The organism is Actinoplanes sp. NPDC051470 (assembly GCF_040682035.1).
In the GTDB taxonomy this organism is placed as follows: Bacteria; Actinomycetota; Actinomycetes; order Mycobacteriales; family Micromonosporaceae; genus Actinoplanes.
In genome coordinates this window covers 64306-80011 of record NZ_JBFBAA010000027.1, presented here as the reverse complement: position 1 = coordinate 80011, position 15706 = coordinate 64306, and the positions used below count along the sequence as shown (strand labels likewise).

14 protein-coding genes are annotated in these 15706 nt (G+C 70.4%); 9 read left to right on the top strand and 5 right to left on the bottom strand.

The features are described 5' to 3' along the window. Window positions 1-52: 52 nt before the first annotated feature. The 5 genes from AB0M54_RS35660 to AB0M54_RS35640 are packed head-to-tail and all read left to right on the top strand — an operon-like array spanning window position 53 to window position 5620. Window positions 53-1111 carry an ABC transporter ATP-binding protein gene (locus tag AB0M54_RS35660; protein WP_364476227.1) on the top strand — a complete coding sequence of 353 codons (1059 nt, stop codon included), beginning with the start codon at window positions 53-55 and terminating at the stop codon, window positions 1109-1111. Beyond that, the gene (locus tag AB0M54_RS35655; RefSeq protein WP_364331878.1) at window positions 1108-2088 is read left to right on the top strand and encodes an ABC transporter permease; all 981 of its coding nucleotides are present in this window, start codon (window positions 1108-1110) and stop codon (window positions 2086-2088) included. Before AB0M54_RS35660 ends, AB0M54_RS35655 begins: the two co-directional genes overlap by 4 nt. Before the next feature lie 3 nt (window positions 2089-2091). Further along, window positions 2092-3177, top strand: a complete 1086-nt coding sequence (locus AB0M54_RS35650; RefSeq protein WP_364331875.1) for an ABC transporter permease — start codon at window positions 2092-2094, stop codon at window positions 3175-3177. Continuing rightward, on the top strand, window positions 3174-4229 hold the full coding sequence (locus AB0M54_RS35645) for an ABC transporter ATP-binding protein (RefSeq protein ID WP_364476225.1): 1056 nt from the start codon (window positions 3174-3176) through the stop codon (window positions 4227-4229). Before AB0M54_RS35650 ends, AB0M54_RS35645 begins: the two co-directional genes overlap by 4 nt. Next, window positions 4226-5620 (top strand): GH1 family beta-glucosidase, encoded by a 1395-nt coding sequence (locus tag AB0M54_RS35640; protein WP_364331870.1) that lies wholly within the window; start codon window positions 4226-4228, stop codon window positions 5618-5620. The genes AB0M54_RS35645 and AB0M54_RS35640 overlap by 4 nt, the downstream gene beginning before the upstream one ends. A gap of 40 nt (window positions 5621-5660) precedes the next feature. Here the strand turns inward: AB0M54_RS35640 and AB0M54_RS35635 are convergent, their stop codons facing one another. Continuing rightward, complete coding sequence (locus AB0M54_RS35635; RefSeq protein ID WP_364331868.1) at window positions 5661-6878, bottom strand: ROK family protein; 1218 nt, start codon at window positions 6876-6878, stop codon at window positions 5661-5663. A 191-nt stretch (window positions 6879-7069) separates the two neighbouring features. Here AB0M54_RS35635 and AB0M54_RS35630 point away from each other — a divergent pair, with 191 nt between their 5' ends. Then, on the top strand, window positions 7070-7900 hold the full coding sequence (locus AB0M54_RS35630) for a class I SAM-dependent methyltransferase (protein ID WP_364476223.1): 831 nt from the start codon (window positions 7070-7072) through the stop codon (window positions 7898-7900). 54 nt (window positions 7901-7954) lie between these two features. Further along, window positions 7955-8164, top strand: coding sequence for a hypothetical protein (locus tag AB0M54_RS35625; RefSeq protein ID WP_364331863.1), 210 nt, complete (start codon window positions 7955-7957; stop codon window positions 8162-8164). Window positions 8165-8725: 561 nt separating this feature from the next. Here AB0M54_RS35625 and AB0M54_RS35620 read toward each other — a convergent pair. Further along, complete coding sequence (locus tag AB0M54_RS35620) at window positions 8726-9157, bottom strand: cupin domain-containing protein (RefSeq protein WP_364476221.1); 432 nt, start codon at window positions 9155-9157, stop codon at window positions 8726-8728. Window positions 9158-9159: 2 nt separating this feature from the next. Here AB0M54_RS35620 and AB0M54_RS35615 point away from each other — a divergent pair, with 2 nt between their 5' ends. Next, window positions 9160-9594, top strand: a complete 435-nt coding sequence (locus AB0M54_RS35615) for a MarR family transcriptional regulator (RefSeq protein WP_364331857.1) — start codon at window positions 9160-9162, stop codon at window positions 9592-9594. 41 nt (window positions 9595-9635) lie between these two features. Continuing rightward, window positions 9636-10223 (top strand): hypothetical protein, encoded by a 588-nt coding sequence (locus AB0M54_RS35610; RefSeq protein ID WP_364476219.1) that lies wholly within the window; start codon window positions 9636-9638, stop codon window positions 10221-10223. A gap of 3 nt (window positions 10224-10226) precedes the next feature. Here the strand turns inward: AB0M54_RS35610 and AB0M54_RS35605 are convergent, their stop codons facing one another. From AB0M54_RS35605 to AB0M54_RS35595, 3 genes are read right to left on the bottom strand one after another with little or no spacing between them, the layout of a single operon-like run. After that, window positions 10227-11039 carry a phosphatidylinositol-specific phospholipase C/glycerophosphodiester phosphodiesterase family protein gene (locus AB0M54_RS35605; RefSeq protein ID WP_364331851.1) on the bottom strand — a complete coding sequence of 271 codons (813 nt, stop codon included), beginning with the start codon at window positions 11037-11039 and terminating at the stop codon, window positions 10227-10229. A 52-nt stretch (window positions 11040-11091) separates the two neighbouring features. Beyond that, on the bottom strand, window positions 11092-13614 hold the full coding sequence (locus AB0M54_RS35600) for a DNA topoisomerase IV subunit A (protein ID WP_364476217.1): 2523 nt from the start codon (window positions 13612-13614) through the stop codon (window positions 11092-11094). Window positions 13615-13627: 13 nt separating this feature from the next. Continuing rightward, window positions 13628-15685, bottom strand: coding sequence for a DNA topoisomerase IV subunit B (locus AB0M54_RS35595; protein ID WP_364331845.1), 2058 nt, complete (start codon window positions 15683-15685; stop codon window positions 13628-13630). Between the last annotated feature and the right edge of the window lie 21 nt (window positions 15686-15706).

Genomic DNA, 15706 nt, shown 5'->3' with positions numbered 1-15706 from the left:
CGCACGCTTGCTGAGCGCGCGGGGGCGGCCTTCCCCTCGTAAAGGACCCGGCATGACGTCTGTGCAAGACGCCGAGGCGCCGGCCGGCGAGGTGGTGCTTGAGGCTCAAGGGCTGACCAAGCACTTCCCCGTACGCCGGGGTCTGCGCGACCTCTTCAACCGGCGCGACCGCGCCGCCGTGCACGCCGTCGACGACGTGCATCTCATTCTCCGCCGTGGCCGTGTGACCGCCCTGGTGGGCGAGTCCGGCTCCGGCAAGTCCACGGTGGCCAGGCTGCTGGCCCAGCTCTACCCGCGCACCGACGGCGACATCAAGCTGCACGGTACCTCGACCCGGGTCAGGGGCGGGCGCAATTTCCGGCGGTACGCCGCCCGCGTCCAGATGATCTTCCAGGACCCGTTCGCGTCGCTGAACCCGGTGCACACGATCCGGTACCACCTGACCCGTGCGCTGAAGATCCACGGCAACGCCGGCACCAACGCCGCCGAGCTCGAGCAGGCGCTGCACGACGTGCTCAACCGGGTCAGCATGACGCCGCCCGAGCGCTACCTGGACAAGTTCCCGCACGAGTTGTCCGGCGGCCAGCGTCAGCGCGTGGCCATCGCCCGGGCGCTGGGCGCGAACCCGGAGGCGCTGCTCGCCGACGAGCCGGTGTCCATGTTGGACGTGTCCATCCGGCTCGGTGTGCTCAACCTGTTGCGGGACCTCAAGGAACGCCTGAACCTGGCGATCCTCTACATCACCCACGACATCGCCTCGGCCCGGTACTTCGCCGACGACACGATGGTCATGTACGCGGGCCGGATGGTCGAGGGCGGCGACAGCGAGACGGTGACCCAGTCGCCGGCCCACCCGTACACCAAGCTCCTGATCGACTCGGCCCCCGACCCGGACCGCCTGCTCGGCGAGCTCGAACCGGACACCCGCGACCGCGGCAACGGCGAGCCGCCGAGCCTGATCAACCCGCCGGCCGGCTGCCGGTTCCACCCGCGCTGCCCGATGGCCGGCCCGCGCTGCGAGACCGAGCTGCCGGTGCCGCTGGTGATCGGTGACAAGCCGGGGCACTGGGCGGCCTGCTGGCTCTACGACGAGCAGGGGGTCGGACGGTGAGGTACATCCTCCAGCGCATCGCGTTCTACGTGTTCACCGCGTGGGCGGCGATGACCCTGAACTTCTTCATCCCCCGGATGATCCCGGGCGACCCGATCAGCGCGCTGCTGGCCCGGTTCCAGGGTCAGATGAACACCGACGCGATCGAGTCGCTGTACGTGCTCTTCGGCATCGACAAGGACGCCAGCCTCTGGTCCGAGTACCTGGACTACTGGAAGCAGCTGTTCAACGGCGACCTGGGCCTGTCGTTCAGCGCCTTCCCGACGCCGGTGTCCGAGGTGATCGGGGACGCGCTGCCGTGGACGGTGGCGCTGGTCGGCATCACCACGGTGATCAGCTTCCTGCTCGGCACCGGGCTGGGCGTGCTGGCCGGGTGGCGCCGCGGCTCCTGGGTCGACGGCCTGCTGCCGGTGACCACGTTCCTGTCGTCGGTGCCGTACTTCTGGCTCGGCCTGCTGGCGATCTACCTGCTGGCCGGTCCGGACAGCTTCTTCCCGTCGTCCGGCGGCTTCGAGGCCGGCCTGGTCCCCTACCCGGACTGGGCGTTCGTCTCCAGCGCGCTCCAGCACGGCATCCTGCCCGCCATCACCATCCTGATCTCCTCGGTCAGCGGCTGGATCCTGAGCATGCGCAACATGATGGTGACCGTCGCGGCCGAGGACTACATCACCGTGGCGCACGCCAAGGGCCTGCCCGAGCGGCGGGTGGCGCTGAGCTATGCGGCGCGCAACGCGTTGCTGCCCAACGTGTCCGGCTTCGCCCTGTCGCTCGGCTTCATCGTCAGCGGCACATTCGTGCTGGAGATCGTGTTCTCCTACCCGGGCCTGGGCTTCCTGCTGTTCCGGGCGGTCGGCGCCAAGGACTACCCGCTGATGCAGGGCATCTTCCTGATCATCACGATCACGGTGCTGGTGGCGAACCTGCTCGCCGACATCGTCTACCTGCTGCTCGACCCGCGTACGCGGAAGGAGGGCTGAGCGATGAGCATTCCCACCTCGAGCATCGACCAGGTGATTCCGGGCCAGGGCGCGATGGCGCAGCCGACGGACCCCAAGCCGACCAAGGCCAAGCGGCAGCGGTTCCGCTTCCTGGCCAACGCCAAGGCCACCACCGGCCTGGTGATCATGGGCATCTACCTGCTCTTCGCGATCATCGGGCCGTGGATCGCGCCGTTCGACCCGAACGAGCGCGGCAAAGACCTGGTCGCGCCGCCGTCGGGGGCGCACTGGCTGGGCACCACCCACCTGGGCCAGGACGTGCTGAGCCAGTTGCTGGTCGGCACCCGCGGCGTGATGGTGGTCGGCCTGGCCGCGGGCATCGCCGCGACCATCGTCTCGGTGGTGGTCGGCGTCAGCGCCGGCTACCTCGGCGGCGGCTGGGACGACACGCTGTCCGCACTGTCCAACGTCTTCCTGGTGATCCCGGCGCTGCCGCTGATCATCATCGTGGCGTCCACCTTCGAGAACGCCGGCTCCACGATCGTGGCGCTCACCATCGGCCTGACCGCGTGGGCCTGGGGCGCCCGGGTGCTTCGGGCCCAGACGCTGTCGTTGCGCAAACGCGACTACGTCGAGGCCGCCCGCGCGTCCGGGGAGAGCACGTTCCGGGTGATCTTCTTCGAGATCCTGCCCAACCTGTCGGCGATCATCGCGTCCGGCTTCGTCGGCACCGTGATCTTCGCGGTGAGCACCGAGATCACCCTGGCCTTCATCGGCATCGGCGGCATCTCCAACTGGAACTGGGGCGAGATCCTGTTCTGGGCGCAGAGCCAGCAGGCGCTGTCACAGGGCGCGTGGTGGTGGTTCGTGCCGGCCGGTCTGGCCATCGCGTTCCTCGGCACCGCGCTGTCGCTGATCAACTTCGGCATCGACGAGTTCGTCAGCCCCCGGCTCCGCAGCGCGGGCAAAACCAAGATCAAGACGGCGGACGGCCACACCGTACGCATGCGCGTCGGCTTCACGCCGGTCCTGGCCCACACGGCCGCCCCGCGCACGCAGGCGCGCCCGCTGCCGATCAACCTGAACGGGGCTACCCCCGTGTTGAAAAAAGAGGGGCAGTCGTCATGAGCAACGACCCCGTGCTCGAGATCAGGAACCTCAACGTCGACTACGGCCTGGGCGACCAGGCGGTGCAGGCCGTCCGGGACGTCAACCTGACCCTGCACAAGGGCGAGGTGCTCGGCCTGGCCGGCGAGAGCGGCTCCGGCAAGTCGACCCTGGCCTACGGCCTGACCCGCCTGCTCGCCCCGCCGGGGGTGATCTCCGGTGGCGAGGTCATCTACCACCCGGAGAAGGGCGAGCCGTACGACGTCCTGGCCCTCTCGGATGCCAACCTGCGCAAGTTCCGGTGGGCCGAGACGGCGATCGTGTTCCAGGGCGCGATGAACTCGCTGAACCCGGTGCACAAGATCTCCACCCAGCTCAACGACGTGCTCCAGGCCCACGAGCCGAAGATGTCGCAGCACAGCCGCAACGTGCGGTGCCGGGAGATGCTCAAGCTGGTCGGCATCTCGGCCGACCGGATGGAGGCGTACCCGCACCAGCTCTCCGGCGGCATGCGGCAGCGCGTGATGATCGGCATGGCGCTGATCCTCCAGCCGCAGGTGGTCATCATGGACGAGCCGACCACCGCCCTCGACGTGGTGATGCAGCGGCAGATCCTGGGTCAGCTGATCGAGCTGCGTGAGCGCCTCGGCTTCTCGGTCATCTTCATCACCCACGACCTGTCGCTGCTGGTCGAGTTCTCCAACCGGATCGCCATCATGTACGGCGGACGGATCGTCGAGGAGGCGCCGGCCGCGACGCTGTACCGGGACTCGCTCCACCCGTACAGCAACGGGCTGCTCGGCTCGTTCCCCGCCCTGCGCGGCCCCCGCCGGGAGCTGACCGGCATCCCCGGCTCGCCGCCGGACCTCAAGGGCATGCCGTCCGGCTGCTCCTTCCACCCCCGCTGCCCGAAAGCGTTCGACCCCTGCTCGGAGCACATCCCGGTACTCGGCCGGCCGGCCACCCCGGACGGCGGCACGCGCACCGTGGCGTGTCACCTGTACCCCGACGTGAAGCCGGTCGGCGCGCCCGCCGCAGCATCCTCAGCCGCTTCCTCCGCTGGAGAACGATGAACCAGTCTGCCCCTACCCCCACTCTGCTCCTCCCCGGCGACGCGTTCCCGACCACTTTCGAGTGGGGCGTCGCCACCAGCTCGTACCAGATCGAGGGCGCGGTGGCCGAGGACGGCCGCACACCGTCCATCTGGGACACGTTCAGCCGCGTCCCGGGCGCGGTGCACGACGGCGACACCGGTGACGTCGCCTGCGACCACTACCACCGGATGCCGCAGGACGTGGCGCTGATCAAGAGCCTGGGCGTGGACTCGTACCGGTTCTCGGTGGCCTGGCCCCGGGTCCAGCCGCACGGCCGCGGCCCGGTCAACCCGGCCGGCCTGGCCTTCTACGACCGGCTGGTCGACGAGCTGCTCAGCGAGGGCATCAAGCCCTGGGTGACGCTCTACCACTGGGACCTGCCGCAGGAGCTGGAGGACGCCGGCGGCTGGCCCAACCGGGACACCGCCTACCGCTTCGCCGACTACGCGATGATGGTGTTCGACAAGCTGCACGACCGGGTCGAGACCATCACCACGCTGAACGAGCCGTGGTGCTCGGCCTGGCTGGGCTACCACGTGGGCGTGCACGCCCCGGGCCGCAAGGACTTCAAGGCCTCCATCGACGCCGTGCACCACCTGCTGCTCGGCCACGGCCTGGCCACCCAGCGGATGCGGGCGGCCGAGACCACCCCGCACCGGTACGGCATCACGCTCAACATGGGCACCGCTGACCCGGCCGCGGACACCCAGGCCGACCGGGACGCCGCCCGCCGCGCCGACGGGATGGGCCTGCGGCTCTACCTCGACCCGCTGCGCAAGGGCTACTACCCACAGGACATGGTGGACGACCTGGCCGCGCAGGGCGTCACGCTGCCGATCGAGGACGGCGACATGGAGGTCATCGCCACGCCGTTCGAGGTGCTGGGCGTGAACTTCTACTTCGGGCAGGACTTCAGCGGCGTCGACGAGCAGGGCCGGACGCACGACGACACCGGCAACCCGGTGGTCCGCCAGGTGTTCCCGGGCACCGCCCGCACCGCGATGGACTGGCCGGTCACGCCGGAACGCCTCACCCAGCTGCTCGTCCGGCTGCACCGGGACTACCCCGGGCTGCCGCTGGTCATCACCGAGAACGGCGCGGCGTTCGACGACACGGCCGACGAGCAGGGGTACGTGTCCGACGACGACCGCACCGCCTACTTCGCCGACCACCTGGCCGCGGTGGCCGAGGCCCGGGCCCAGGGCGCGGACATCCGCGGCTACTTCGCCTGGTCGCTGATGGACAACTTCGAGTGGGCGTACGGCTACGACAAGCGGTTCGGCATCGTGCACGTCGACTACGACACCCTGAAGCGCACGCCGAAACAGAGCGCTCTCTGGTACCGGGACACCATCGCCCAGTACCGCTGAGCTCGTTTTTCGAAGGGGCCGCGGCTTGCCGCGGCCCCTTTCAGCTTCGGATACGGCTGATCTGCCGGCGGTGCGCGGCCCGGGACACCACGGTGTGCGAGTCGGTCACGGCCATGCCGCCGTCGGCGAGCAGCCGGGCCAGCGGCAGGGTGGCCGCGCCCATCGCGACCGCGTCCGGCCCGAGCTGGCAGACGTCGATGCGGGTGGTCGAATACGGTTGCCGCAGACTGTGTTCCGCGGCGGACGCCCGGATCTCCGGCAGGAACCGCTCGCCCAGCGCCGCGCCGATCGGCCCGCCCAGCACGATCCGCTCGGGGCTGAACAGGTTGACCAGGTTCGAGATCCCCGCGCCGAGATAGCCGACCGTCTCGGCGACGACCGTGGCCGCCGCCGCCGGCAGCTCACCGGTCAGGGTGCGGGCCAGCAGCCGCGGGTCGTACTCGACACCCATGGCCTCGGCCAGGCGGGCGCTGACCCCGTCCGACCCGATGTACGCCTCCAGGCAGCCGCGGGCGCCGCAGCGGCAGGGCAGTCCCTCGTACACCAGCATGGTGTGGCCCCACTCCCCCGCGCCCGAATCGGGGCGGCCCTGCCCGCGCCCGTCCCGGACCACCGCCGCGCCGACGCCGCGGCCGATCATCACGATCACCGCGTGCCGGGCCCCGCGGCCGGCGCCGAACCACATCTCGGCCTGGCCGACCGTCTTCGCGCCGTTCTCCACGAACACCGGCAGGCCGGTCGCCGCGCCCAGCACCTCGCCCAGCGGCACCGCGTCCCAGGACGTGGTCTGCGAATGGACCAGGCCGGCGCGGTCGACCACGCCGATCACCCCGACGCCGTAGCCGATCACCTCGCCCGGGTCGATGCCGGCCTGCGCGGAGGTGTCGGACAGCCCCTGCATCAGCAGCCGGGTCGCGCGCTGGTGGTCGGACGGATCGGCCAGCGGGTAGACGGCCGAGCCGAGCCGGGACATGGCCAGGTCGTACAGCTCGACCGAGACCCGGGTCTCGCCCAGATCGGCGCCCACGACGTACCCGTAGCCGGGCGCGACCCGCAGCAGCGCCCGTGGCCGGCCACCGTCCGAGCCGACCAGGCCGGCCTCCTCGACCAGCCCCTCCTCGATCATCTCGCCGACCAGGTTGCTCACGCTGGCCTGGCTCAGCGCGGTGGTGTCGCCGAGTTGCTGACGGCTCTGCCGGCCGCCATGGAACAGGTCGGTGAGCAGGCTGGAGCGATTCGCGCGCCTGACATCACGCACCGTAGTCCGCCTGCTATCCACTGCATCTCCCCTGTTCATCGCCCTTCGCCCGCCATCTAACGCTATGCCTTCGGGCGCTGTCGCCCGGGTACGGTCTTCCCGGTATGAACGACTGCACCGAGCGGCACCCACCTTCAGCGACGGACGGCCTCGCAGGCGAGGGCCAGAAGTGCATACCTAAGGCAGGCTCAGTGACTGACTACCGTGACGTGAACCGGGCGAACTGGGACGACCGGGCCGCCGCGCACGCCGCCTCCAGCGACTACAACGTGGCGGCGTTCGCCTCCGACCCCGGCTTCCTGAGCGACGTGGTCCGCTTCGACCGCCCGCTGCTCGGCGACGTCACCGGCCTCCGCGGCGTCCACCTGCAATGCCACATCGGCACCGACACCGTGTCGCTGGCCCGGCTCGGCGCCACGATGACCGGACTCGACTTCTCGCCCAAGTCGCTCGACCAGGCGCGCGCCCTGGCTTCGGTCGCGGGCGCCGACATCACCTTCGTCGAGGCGGATGTGTACGCCGCCCCCGACGTGCTCGGCGCCGGCCGGTTCGACCTCGCCTACACCGGCATCGGCGCGCTGTGCTGGCTGCCCGACATCACCCGCTGGGGCGAGACGGTGGCCCGCCTGCTCAAGCCCGGCGGCCGGTTCTTCATGCGCGAGGGGCACCCGGTGCTGTGGTCGCTCGAGTGGGAACGCGCCGACGACCTGCTCGTGCTCGACCACCCGTACTTCGAGCTCGACGAGCCGACGGTGTTCGACGAGCCCGGCACGTACGTGCACACCGACACCGACTTCGAGCACAACACCACGCACGAGTGGAACCACGGCCTCGGCGAGATCGTGACGGCGCTGCTCGACGCCGGCCTGACCATCACCGGGCTGACCGAGCACACCACCGTCCCGTGGGACGGGCTCGGCGGCCGGATGCGGCAGTTGCCGGGCGGCGAGTTCCAGGTGGCGGCCCGGCCGGAGCGGCTTCCGCACACGTACACGTTGCAGGCGGTGCGCCCGGCCGTTTAGAGATCGATGCTTACGGGGTAACTCGCGGTCCATCCCCACGACCGAGGAGACCCGATGCGGTTCGGAAGCATAGGTGGCGTGATCATCCTGATCTGGCTGATCCTGGGCGGCGTCGCCGCGTACGCCCGCGGCTACTTCAACGACAGCGGTGACGCGAGCTGTGCCAAGGCCGGCACGGTTGTGGTCACCGTGGTGGCCGGCCCGCTCAACTGGCTCGGCGTCAACCCGAAGATCGACTGCGACGTCCCCGAGCCCAGCAAGTGACCTGTGGACAACGCTCCATCATCTGACCTGTGGACAACGCCCCCATTTTCGTCGGCGCCACTCGCTACATTTGCGCCCACCCAGTAACGGGGTGGGGGCGGGGGCGGCGCCGGCAACAGTTTGTACAAATGTGACGCCGGCCGCCCGGCCTGAGCCGGGCGGCCGTATCACCGAAGGTGACCCTCCGGGCGGCGCCCCAGCCGCCCGCCTGCCCACCCAGGCGGAGTGACGAGCCACGCCGGTGCCATGGGCGCGTTCCTCACCCCGCCAGATCTCAGGTCGCGCGACCGCCGTGGGGACGACCGGGCCGACGCGGCCGGCGCCGCGGCCGAGCCGCGGGTCGTCGCGATCGGGGCCGGGCCGGACCGGGATGTGCGGCATCCGTACGGCAGGGCGACAACGGGAGAACCTTCCAGGAGCGAGTGACCACTCACGCTAACCATCCGTTCAGGTCAGCAGCTTGGCTTAAGCCAGAGATAAGAGTGACTTAGGCGTCCACTGCGGATCCGGGCGGCTCGATCTGAACGGTTCCAGACTTCCCGCGTCACCGGTGTCATTTCGTCACTGTGTCCAGGGTGGACGAATCACCGCGCCGTCGCCGGTCGTCGCCTCCAGACCGACGCTCGTGGTCACCCACACCGCGGCCGGGCCATCACCGTGGTTGTCCACCGACACCGACGCGCCGGCCGGCACGACCGCCACGTCACCGGGCGCGAGAACCTCCGGCGTTCCGTCCAGCGTGACGGTCACCGTCCCGGACAGCAGCAGGAACACCTCCTCCCGGCTGACCCGGTGGGGCATTCCGGTCACCCCGGCCTCGACCTCCAGCCGCCACGCGCAGAGTTCCGCGCTTCCGCGCGCCGGCGCGGCGTACGAATGAAAGACCGCTCCGTGCATGCGATGCGCAACCGCATCGCCCTCCTTCAGAATCGCCATGTAGTCAACCTCCTTGACCACATAGTCAAGCAGCTTGACCGCCGTGTCAAACTGCACCGGTGACCACAGACCTTCCCTACCTCCTGCTCAGCGCCGCCCGCGGCCTGGTCGACAGCATCGACGCGGGCGTACGCGCCCGGGGTTTCACCGACGTGCGCCCGGCCCACGGCTTCGCTTTCACGCTGATCTCGGACGGCGGCGCCACGGTCGTCGAGCTGGCCCGGCACCTCGACGTCACCAAGCAGGCGGCCAGCCAGATGGTCGAGGAACTGACCGCGAAGGGCTACGTGGAACGGCGTCCGCACCCCGACGACGCCCGCGCCAAACTGATCGTGCTGACCGACAAGGGCTGGAGTTGCACCCGGGCCGCCGACGAGGCCGCCGCCGAGATCCTGCGCTCCTGGTCCGACCGCATCGGCGACCGCCGCCTGACCGCCCTCCGCGCCGACCTGGCCACCCTCGCCGTCCCCGGCCGCCTTCGCCCCACCTGGTAAATGGGTGAGTCCGGCCAGGTGGAGGCGGCTACCGTGACGCGGTGTCCGTCGACTCCTCCGGCAACCTGCCCACCGCGGTGACCCTGGCCGCCGTCCTGGACGCCACCCGCACCACGATGCACACCCTGCTGGGTGTCACGCGGATGCCCGACCTGCTCGTGGAGACCGACGTCCACACGGCGAGGCGCCCGGTCCTCCGCCCCGAGCAGGAGTCGACCGTCCTCGGTGGCCTGGACCGGATCGAGGACGGCGACCACTTCTGGGAGATCAGGCCGGCCGGCTTCGACGACCGGGTCCGGGTGATCATGCACCGCCTGCTCGACCAGCCCGTCGACCCGGCCGCCCTCACCGACGACGAGGACGACCTCTGGCTGCACCCGAGCCTAGGCTGCGACCCGATGCGCACCGGCGTGGCGATGGCCCTCTCGGTCGGCCTGGCGCTGGCCGCCGCCACCGTGGGCGGCGGCCACTTCTCCACCCAGCTCACGGTGTGGCGCCCGGGCTGCCTGGACGACCCGGCCGAGGTCATCGCCGGGACCAAGGTCTCCCCCACCGACCTGCCGTTCCGCGACGCCTGCATCCGCTACATGGACCAGTTCCCCGATTCCAGGCCGGGCTGGGGCTGGTGATCGTCAGGCCGCGCAGGCGCGGGCCCGGTGGCGCAGGAAGGTCTCCAGGCCGGCCAGGTCATCGGTATTGATGTGGTCCACGTCGGCGGCCACCAGCTCACACCAGACGGCGGTGCGCTCCGGCCCGGCGACGTCCGGCGTGGCCCAGAAGCGGACCCGCTGCCGGTCGGCGTGGGCGTCGCGGATGAACGAGCGCAGCTCGGCTCGCTCGGCCGGCGGGATCGGGCCCTTGCCCTGCCAGGCGAACAGGGTGGTCCAGTTGTCGCTGATCAGCGGCACGAACGACGCCTTCGCCCCCGAGTTCAGGTCGGCGCTGCGGCCGTCGTAGAACGCGTACCGCGTGGTCTGCGCCGCCATCAGCTCGCGCGGCCGGTCGCCGCTGACCACGACGGTCACGCGGCCGGGGAGGACGCGGCCGTTGCGGTAGGTGGTCAACATCCGGCGGTACGAGCGCAGCACGCGATCGAGCTCGGTGTACGTCGCCGCACCGGTGTTCTTGATGTCCACCAGCAGCTGGATCGGATAGGCGTGCCGGCGGCGGGCCAGCGGGTCGAGATAAAGGCTCTGAAGGGTACGCCCGGGAACCACGTCCTCGGGGTCGTGCGCGACGAGCAGCTCGCCGCCCACCAGGTAGATGTCCGCCTCCACACTGGTGAAGCCGTGGGCCAGCGCGTCGTAGAGCGGGCGTTCGTGCTCATAGTCGTTGTGCGCGTGGGCCTGCGCCAGCGGCCGGACCCAGTGGGCCTGCGCGGCCGGCGGCGCGAAGACCACCGCCGCGCAGACCGCGAGCAGAACAGCGAGTACACGTCGAGTCATGCGCCCAACCTAGGGAGGGCAGATGATGATCGCCATGAATGCCCGGTGAAACCTAGTCGCGCTCGATGTGGTGGCCGATGATCTGCGGGCCCATCAGCACCGCCTCGCCCGAGCCGTCGCGGCGGTTGTCGGCGTCGGGCAGGGCCACCGGGTCGCCGGTGGCGGAGGCGCCGACCGGCCGCGGGCCGACCCAGGCCACCGTCAGGCGCGTCTCGCCCTTGAGGAAGCGTTGCGCCCGCACCCCGCCGGTGGCGCGCCCCTTGGCCGGGTAGATCGCGAACGGCGTCACCTTCACCTGGGTGCCGGTGGAGGTGACCACCATCGGCTCGCCGTGCTCGGTGCCGGAGGTGGTGATCACGTTGAACGAGAGGGCCTCGACGTCGGCGCCGAGGTTGACGCCGGCCATGCCGCCGCCCTTGAGGCCCTGCGGGCGGACCAGCTTGGCCGGGAACCGCAGCAGCGAGGCGTCGGAGGTGACGAACACCAGCGACTCGGCCCCGTCGGCGAGCCACGTCGCCTGGAGCACCTCGTCGCCGTCCTTGAGCGTGATCACCTCGAACTCGTCCGACCGCACCGGCCACTCGGGCGAGCACACCTTCACGACGCCGAGCCGGGTGCCCAGCGCCAGCCCCGGGGAGCCCTCACCGGCCAGCGGCGACAGGCCGATCACCTTCTCGCCCTTGTCCAGCGGGATCAGCTCGGACACCGACATACCACCGCGCACCGACACCGTGCCGGACTGCTCGGGCAGCACCGGCAGCGGCAGCACGTCCACCTTGAACGCCCGGCCCCGGTTGGTCACCAGCAGCACCCGGCCGCGGGCGGTGGAGTGCACCACCGAACGGACCGCGTCGTGCTTGACCCGGCCGGAGCGGCGCCGGCCCTCGGCCGACTCCTCGCTCTCGGCCGCGGTCCGCGCGATCAGCCCGGTCACCGACAGGATCACCTGGCACGGGTCGTCGGCCACCTCGAGCGGGCCGGCCGGCACCGACGCGGCCAGCACCTCCTTGAGGTCGCCGTCGATCAGCGTGGTCCGCCGGGGGCCACCGAACTCGGACGCCACCTCGGCCAGCTCGTCGGAGACGACACCCTTGAGCACCGCGTCGTCGTCGAGGATCCGGCTCAGCTCGGCGATCTCGCCGCGCAGCCGCTCCTGCTCGGTCTCCAGGTCGATCCGGTCGAACCGGGTCAGCCGCCGCAGCGGGGTGTCCAGGATGTACGTCGCCTGGATGTCGCTCAGCCCGAACTCGCTCATCAGCGACGCCTTGGCCGCGGCCGCGTCGTCGCTGGCCCGGATGATGGCGACCACCCGGTCGATGTCGATCAGCGCGATCAGCAGGCCGTCGACCAGGTGCAGCCGGTCCTGCCGCTTGGTCCGCCGATGTTGGGTCCGCCGGGTGACCACGTCGTACCGATGCTTGAGGAAGACCTCCAGCAGTTCCTTGAGCCCGAGCGTCCGCGGCTGCCCGTCCACCAGCACCAGGTTGTTGATGCCGAACGAGCTCTCCAGCGGGGTGAGCCGGTAGAGGTCGGCGAGCAGCGCCTGCGGGTTGACGCCGACCTTGCACTCGATCACCAGGCGGGTGCCGTGCTCGCGGTCGGTCAGGTCCTTCACGTCGGCGATCCCCTGCAGCCGCGCGGCCTGACGCTGGCCCTTCCGCGGCCCGGAGACGATCAGCTTGCCCTTCACCTCGTCGGTGATCGCCTCGATGATCTTCTCGGTGCCCACCCCGTACGGCAGCTCGGTGACCGTGACGGCCTGCCGCCCACGCCCGCCCTCCAGCGGCCCGGTAACGGCCCGCGCCCGCATCCGGACCACACCGCGCCCGGTCTCGTACGCCCGCCGAACCTCGTCGAGCCCGAGCAGCTGCCCGCCGGTCGGCAGATCGGGCCCCGGCACGATCCGCATGATCTCGTCGAGATCCGCCTCGGGCCGCGTGATCAGATGACGCGCCGCCGCGACCACCTCACCCAGGTTGTGCGGAATCATGTTCGTGGCCATCCCGACCGCGATCCCCGACGTGCCGTTGACCAGCAGGTTCGGGAACGCCGCGGGCAACACCTTGGGCTCCAGCTCGGAGCCGTCGTAGTTGGGCTTGAAGTCGACCGTGCCCTCGCCCAGCTCCCCGACCAGCAACATCGCCTCACGCGACATCCGCGATTCGGTGTAGCGTTCGGCGGCCGGGCCATCGTCTGGGCTCCCGAAGTTACCGTGCCCGTCGATCAGGGGCGCGTTCAGGGAGAAGTCCTGGGCCAGGCGGACCATGGCGTCGTAGATGGCCAGGTTGCCGTGGGGGTGGTAGCGGCCCATCACGTCGCCGACGACGCGGGCCGACTTCACGTACGGGCGGTCGGGGCGGTGGCCCTGTTCGGTCATCGACCAGAGGATGCGCCGGTGGACCGGCTTGAGGCCGTCGCGCGCGTCGGGCAGGGCGCGCGAGTGGATGACCGAGTAGGCGTACTCCAGGTAGGAGTCTTCCACCTCGGTGGTGACGGAGTTGTCGATGACGTGGGCGCCTGCCTGGTCGAAGGCCGACAGGTCCACCCGCTGCGACTCGTTCTTGCGGCGTGCCATGAACCTTGCCCCCTCAGGCGTCGATCGTCTCCTGGTCGATCCGGCCGGCGGCCTCGATCAACCAGTTCTTGCGCGGTTCCACCCGCTCGCCCATCAGCAGTTCGAGCGTGGCCTCGGCCTGCTCGGCGTCGTTCAGCGTGATCCGCCGGACGGTCCGGGTGGCCGGGTTCATCGTGGTGTCCCACAGCTCGTCGGCGTCCATCTCGCCCAGGCCCTTGAACCGGGGCACCGGCTTCTGCACCTGCTTGCCGGATTTCTCCAGGCGGGTGACGGTCGACTCCATCTCCTGCTGGGTGTACGTGTAGAGCGTCTCGCTGTTGCGGCCCTTGGTGACCACCTTGTGCAGTGGCGGCATGGCGGCGAAGAGCCGGCCCTGCTCGACGACCGGCCGCATGTACTTGGCGAAGAGCGTGATCAGCAGGGTGCGGATGTGTGACCCGTCGACATCGGCGTCGGCCATGATCATGACCCGGCCGTAGCGCATCGCGGGCAGGTCGAACGTGCGGCCCGAGCCGGCGCCGAGCACCTGCACGATGGCCGAGCACTCCTGGTTGTCGAGGACCTGCTGGAGGCTGGCCTTCTGGACGTTCAGGATCTTGCCGCGGATCGGCAGCAGCGCCTGGTATTCGGAGCTGCGCGCCATCCGGGCCGTGCCCAGCGCGCTGTCGCCCTCGACGATGTAGAGCTCGCTGCGGGCGATGCCGGTGCTGCGGCAGTCGACCAGCTTGGGCGGCATCGACGCGCCCTCGAGGGCGGTCTTGCGGCGGGCCGCGTCCTTCTGCTGTTTCTGGGTCAGCCGGACCCGGGCGGCGTCGACCACCTTCTGCAGCACGGTCCGCGCCTCGGACTTGGTGCGCCGGCCGTCGACGTACTCCTTCAGGTGTTGTTCGACCAGGCCCTGGAGCACCCGGGTGAGGCCGGCGGTGGACAGCTCGTCCTTGGTCTGCGAGGTGAACTGGGGCTCGGGCACCCGGACGTGGATGACCGCGGTCATGCCCTCGAGGTAGTCGTCGAGGACCGGCGCCTCTTCCTTGGGCTTGAGCAGGCCGCGGGTGTTGCGGACGGCGTCGGAGAGGGCGCGGACCAGCGCGCGCTCGAAGCCCTTGCGGTGGGTGCCGCCGTGCACGTTGTGGATCGTGTTGGTGAAGCACTCGACGGTACGGTCGTAGCCCGTACCCCAGCGGAAGGCGATCTCGATCTCGGCCCGCCGGACCACGTTGGACTGCATCACGCCGTTCTCGTCGGCGGCGTTCTCCTTGTAGGTCCCCTCGCCGGTCACGACCAGGATCTGGGACACCGGCTTGTCGGCCGGCGGGCTCAGGAACTCGACCATGTCGGTGAGGCCGTGGGGGAAGTGGAACGTCTCGGTGACCGGTTCCTCGGCGGTGTCGTCGCGCAGCGTGTAGGCCACGCCGGGCACCAGGAACGCGGTGTTGCGCAGCTTGGCCCGGACCACGTCGACGTCGAGCCGCGCGCCGGTCTCGAAGAACCGGGCGTCGTACCAGTATCTGATCGAGGTTCCGCCGGCCTCGCCGCGCTTCATCTTGCGCACCACCCGCAGCCCCGACTCGGGGGTGAAGCGGGCCTTGGGGCCGTCGCCGTCGAAGACGCCGGGCACCCCGCGCTGGAAGGAGAGCGCGTGGACCTTGCCGTCGCGTTTGACCGTGACGTCGAAGCGCAGCGAGAGGGCGTTCACGGCCGAGGCGCCGACGCCGTGCAGGCCGCCGGAGGTCTTGTAGCCCGAGCCGCCGAACTTGCCGCCGGCGTGCAGCCGGGTCAGCACCAGCTCGACGCCGTTGAGGCCGCTCTTGGTGTTGATCGCCGTCGGGATGCCCCGGCCGTCGTCGTCGATCTGCACCGAGCCGTCGGCGTGCAGCCAGACCGCGACGTTGGTGGCGTGGCCGCCGACGCCCTCGTCGGTGCAGTTGTCGATGATCTCGTTGGCCAGGTGGTTGACACCGCGGCTGTCGGTCGAGCCGATGTACATGCCCGGGCGCTTGCGGACAGCGTCGAGGCCCTCGAGATGCGTGAGGTCGTCGGCGCCGTACAAGATCTCGGGTTGCGCGGTCACGGTGTGTTACTCCCCGCTCGG